This window comes from Nonomuraea sp. NPDC049784 (assembly GCF_040659615.1).
GTDB lineage: Bacteria > Actinomycetota > Actinomycetes > Streptosporangiales > Streptosporangiaceae > Nonomuraea.
Genome location: NZ_JBFAMX010000698.1, coordinates 1 through 4,917 on the forward strand (window position 1 = coordinate 1; position 4,917 = coordinate 4,917).

Annotated in this window: 5 protein-coding genes; 1 reads left to right on the forward strand and 4 read right to left on the reverse strand. The window is 69.9% G+C overall.

From position 1 onward, the window contains the following. The 4 genes from AB0J09_RS56105 to AB0J09_RS56120 all read right to left on the reverse strand — a co-directional run. A partial coding sequence (locus AB0J09_RS56105) for a nucleoside-diphosphate kinase (protein ID WP_360710685.1) occupies window positions 1-270 on the reverse strand: 270 nt, incomplete at its 3' end. A 182-nt stretch (window positions 271-452) separates the two neighbouring features. Then, the gene (locus AB0J09_RS56110) at window positions 453-2,021 is read right to left on the reverse strand and encodes a hypothetical protein (protein ID WP_360710687.1); all 1,569 of its coding nucleotides are present in this window, start codon (window positions 2,019-2,021) and stop codon (window positions 453-455) included. 9 nt (window positions 2,022-2,030) lie between these two features. Further along, a complete protein-coding gene (locus tag AB0J09_RS56115) occupies window positions 2,031-2,372 on the reverse strand; it encodes a DUF4233 domain-containing protein (protein WP_360710690.1) in 342 nt (113 codons plus the stop codon). Next, a complete protein-coding gene (locus tag AB0J09_RS56120; RefSeq protein ID WP_360710696.1) occupies window positions 2,369-3,661 on the reverse strand; it encodes a folylpolyglutamate synthase/dihydrofolate synthase family protein in 1,293 nt (430 codons plus the stop codon). Before AB0J09_RS56120 ends, AB0J09_RS56115 begins: the two co-directional genes overlap by 4 nt. 124 nt (window positions 3,662-3,785) lie before the next feature. Here AB0J09_RS56120 and AB0J09_RS56125 point away from each other — a divergent pair, with 124 nt between their 5' ends. Then, window positions 3,786-4,787, forward strand: a complete 1,002-nt coding sequence (locus AB0J09_RS56125; RefSeq protein ID WP_360710693.1) for a hypothetical protein — start codon at window positions 3,786-3,788, stop codon at window positions 4,785-4,787. Window positions 4,788-4,917: the final 130 nt, after the last annotated feature.

Sequence of the window (4,917 nt, forward strand, 5' to 3'; positions counted from 1 at the left end):
GCCGGCCAGCGCGCGGAACGCCTCGACGGCGCGCGGGCCCTCGAGCACCAGCGCGACGAGCGGCCCCGAGGTGATGAACTCGACGAGCTCGCCGAAGAACGGCCGCTCGGAGTGCTCGGCGTAGTGCGCCTTGGCGGTGTCGGCGTCGAGGGTGCGCAGGTCCATCGCCACGACCTTGAGGCCCTTGCGCTCCACGCGCGAGATCACGTCACCGATGAGGCCGCGCTTAACCCCGTCGGGCTTGATCAGGACAAGAGTGCGCTCGGACACTTGGAGTTCTCCTTCGAACAGAGTGAGGGTCGCGGTCACGGGCACCCGGCCCGGCCGCGCGGATGCTTCGCGGGGGACGGGCCCACGCGTCGCCGTGGCTTGGGGCTCAGCTTACCGTCCCGCGCAGCCACCCTCGTTTCGGTCAGTCACGAGGGAGCACGCGGCCACAAGGGGGCGCTCAATTACGAGGAAGCGGCGTCCTCGGGCGAACGGCCCTGCGGCGGCACGCCGGGCAGCGGATCGGCCTCGCCGTCCCCCTGCGCGTCCACCTCGTCGAAGGCCCCCGCGGGTGGCACGGACGCCGACCCCCGCGGGCTCGTCTCAGCAGGCGGATCGCCATCGGTCTCGTCAACGGCCGCCACACCAGGACCGGCGCAAGGGACATGGGGCGCGTTCTTCGCGCTCCTCCGAGCCGTCACTGCGGCCAGCACGATGACCACGACCACGAAGAAGCCGCCGACCAGAGCCCACGCATGCAGGGCGCCGACGAAGCTGTCGACCAGCTCCTGAGCCGAAGAGACCCCGGCCAGCATCGCCATCTGCACCCCTGTACCGAGCAGGAAACCCGCCAGCACGCCCGCGAGGCCCAGCGACAGCCCGAACACGGCCGCCCCGACACCCACCTCCTGCAGCGCCGACGTCAGCGCCACAGCCGCCCCCACGACTAGCAGCGAGAACGGCACGACGAGCACCAGCCCGACAGCGGACGGCACCATGAGCCGCACCGAGCACAGCCCCACGACCATGGCCAGCAGCCCCAGAGGCGCCAGCCACCGCGCGGAAGCCGGTGCGAGCCGCCGCACCGCCACGGAGGCGCCCACGGCGAGCACTCCTGCCACGCCGTAGGGAATCCAGAGCCCTTTCAGCCCAGGCCCGCCGAGCCCGCCCATCTCCACCAGCGTCACCTGGGCCGCGCTGGGCAGCAGCACGACGCCGACCGCCACCATGGAGTACGCCAGCGTACGGCTCTCGCCCGTCCCGATCGAGGCCAGCGCCAGCAGCCCCGCGACGGCCAGCACCGCCAGCAGGATCACCGGCATGGCCCGCCACCCCGCCGTCGCGGTGCTGATCCCCACGACCGCGATGCCCGCCGCGGGCAAGACTGCCAGCAGCAGCCGACGCCGCTCCCCGTCGTCGGGCCCTGGCGCGTCGGGCCGCCCGAGCAGAATCCAGACGATCACGTACGCGCCCGCGAGCGCCAGCGCGATCCCCGTCAGCATCGGATACGGCTGCAGCGTGACCCTCCAGCTGCTCGCCTTGTCGAGCGGCCAGAGCGCCAGCGCCTGGGCCGCGAGCAGGCTCAGGCTGAACACGCCTGCCCACAGCGCCCGCAGCATCGGCCCGCGGCCCCAGACCGCGGCCAGCGTGGCGGGAACGATCAGTCCCGCACCGATGCCGCGCAGCACCCGCACCGCCCCGACGATGAGCTCCGAGCCCGCGAAGCCACCGGCGACTTCGGACAGTGCCACCAGCACCAGCCCGCCGAGCAGCACATGAGCCACCTTCGCCCGCCGCAGCGCCACGGCTGCGAGCGGCACGGTCAGCATCAGCGCGGGCAGGGCGAGCCCGTGCGTGCGCATCAGGCCGACCTGGTCGATGTCGCCCGGCAGCAGCTTGGCGACGACGGAGAGCGTGTTGGGAATGGTGACGATGGCCAGCGGCAGCGCGGCCACGACGAGCAGCCCGAGTGTCACGTCGAGCAGCCATGGCGACCTGAGGCCGGCCGACCGCTGGATCGGGGGGACGGTCATGCGCCGACTTTAGCGGGAAGTAGCGCCCTCGACACGGCGAGCGACGATAATCGCCGTAATCCACAGCGCCGTGAAGATCGCGCCGAGGAAGAACATGGTCGGCACGAGGAAGCCCGTGCAGATCGCCAGCACCTGTACGACGCTGCCGAGAACGTAGCCGAAAGGCCTCTTGAGCAGGCCCGCCGCGACCACGCACAGCACGGCGAGACCGATGCCGGCGGTCACGGCCAGCCCCGGCGCGACCCCGCCCACGGTGATCGCCACCGGCGTGATCAGCCCCGCCACGATGGCCTCCATGCCGAGCACGCTGGCACCCAATCTGCGCATGCCCGGAGTGACCTGGAAATTCATCGCGAACCATCCGCCTTGAGCATCTGCCGCGCGTCGCCCGCGGTGACGACGGACCCGGTGATGAGCACGCCCGTGCCACTGAACTCGCCCTCGGCGTCGGCGATGCCGATGCCCCGGTCGATGGCGTCGTCGAGCCGGTCCACGACGTGTACGCGCTCCTCGCCGAACAGCGGCTCCGCCAGGGACGCCAGCTCCTCCGGCGACATCGACCTGGGCGAGGAGTTACGGGTGACGATGATCTCGTCCAGAATGGGCTCGAGCAGCTCGAGCAGTCCGTCGACGTCCTTGTCACGCATGACCGCGACGACCCCGATGACCTTGGCGAAATCGAATGCCTCGTGCAGCCCTTCCAGGGTCGCCTGCATGCCGCCCGGGTTGTGTGCCGCGTCGATCACGACCGTCGGCGTGCGCCGCACGACCTCCATGCGCCCGGGCGAGGATGCCTGGGCGAACGCCTGACGTACGAGATCGACGTCGAGCGGGTCGTCGCCGCCGGTCAGCGCCTCGACGGCGGCCAGCGCGCAGGCGGCGTTGCCCGCCTGGTGCGCGCCGTAGAGCGGCAGGTAGACGTCGTCGTAGACGCCCTTGAGCCCGCGCAGCGTGAGCAGCTGCCCGCCGATCGCCACCTCACGGGCGAGCACGCCGAACTCGAGCCCCTCACGGGCCACGACGGCCCCGACGTCCGCGGCCCGCCGCATCAGCACCTCCGCCGCGGCCAGCTCCTGCTGAGCGAGTATGGCGGTCGCGCCGGGCTTGATGATGCCCGCCTTCTCGGAGGCGATGCTGGGGATGTCGGGCCCGAGCCGGTCCATGTGGTCCAGCGAGATGGGCGTGATCACGGACACGGTGCCGTCGGCCACGTTCGTCGCGTCCCAGGACCCGCCCATGCCGGCCTCGATCACGCCGACGTCCACCGGCGTGTCGGCGAACGCGGCGAACGCCATGGCGGTCAGCAACTCGAAGAACTGGATGCGCCGCCCCTGGCTGTCGGTCAGGTCGACGTAGGGCATGATCTCTTCGTAGACCTCGGCGAACCGCTCCTCGCTCAGCGGCTCCCCGTCCACGGTGATCCGCTCGCGCATCGACACGAGATGAGGGCTGGTGAACCGCCCCACTCTCAGATTGCGCTCCTTGAGCAGCGCCTCGGTGAGCCGCGCCGTGCTCGTCTTGCCGTTGGTGCCGGCGATGTGTATGACCGGGTACGCCTGCTGCGGCGACCCGAGCAGGTCAAGGAGAGCCGCGATCCTGTCGAGCGTCGGCTCGAAATCCCACTCGACGCCGCGCTCCATGATTGCGCGTTCGACCGCACGATAATCCACCCCTCAACCCTACTGACTGCCCGTAGCGCTTCTGCCCCGGGCGTCCTCGAACATCGGCGGCCTCTATCTCATCCAACCTTGTGGGGAGGATGAGATGAAGAAATCGATTGCGATCACGGTCCTGGCGGCGGGAGCCCTCACGATCCTGATCCCACACCAACCGGCCAGAACAGCACAGCCCGCCCACCACGATCCGCCCTCTCAAGGGCCGGCCGCGTACGCGTACCTCTGCGAGAGCGCGGCCACCGAAGGCCCGCAGGAGGAGTGCGCCAACTGGCGGGTCGTGACCCGCCAGGGAAAGACCTGGGAGCTCACGGACGCCGATGGCGGCAACCCGGTCGACGTGAGCGCCGACGGCCGCCTCATCGCGTATGAGCGGGCGACCGACCACCGCATCGTCGTCCGCGACCTCGTCAACGGAACCGTGCGCCCCGTCCTCGAGAGCTTGCCCGTACAGGCCATGGGGGATTTCACCGTTTCGCCGACGCTGCTGGACAACGGGCGGTGGCTGTACGTCGAGTTCGAGGCCGACGACGGAGACGACGACGAGGACTCCATGCCGGCGCCCTTCGTCGCGGAGGTGGCCGACGGGCGGACAATCTGGCGGTTGCCGCGAGATGCGACCCTGCTCCGCCTCGACATGGCGGGTAAGCGGTTGATGGCCAAGGACGAGAATTCGTTTTCCGTGACGGACGCGTCAGGCACCACCAAGATCCCCTTGCCCGGCCGGCTCCGCGTCATCCAGGCCACGGGTGTCCTGACCCCCGATGGAAAGCGGCAAGCCGCGGAGGTCGTGTCCAGGAATTTCCCCGCGGGCGGCGCCGACATCCGCCCGGCCCGGCTGGTCACCATCGACACCGCGAACGGGAACGTCCTCCACGACGTACAGCTCTCCCTGCCGCTGCGGGACAGAGCCGGCATCTGCCGCACGAGTCGATGGCTGAGTGCCTCGGATGTGCTCTTGAGATGCGGCACGGGCGATCTGCATCGTGAGCTCACATTCCGGGTGAACACGCGGACCGGCGATCACACGAAGCTTGGAGAGACAAAGCCGCCGAGGCCGGGGCTCTTCGAACTCGTATGGGCGGAAGACTGACCGCCAACGCAAAAAGGGCCCGACGCACATGGCGTCGAGCCCTTTTTCACATATTTGTGCGGCGGTGACCTACTCTCCCACACCCTCCCGAGTGCAGTACCATCGGCGCTGGGAAGCTTAACTTCCGGGT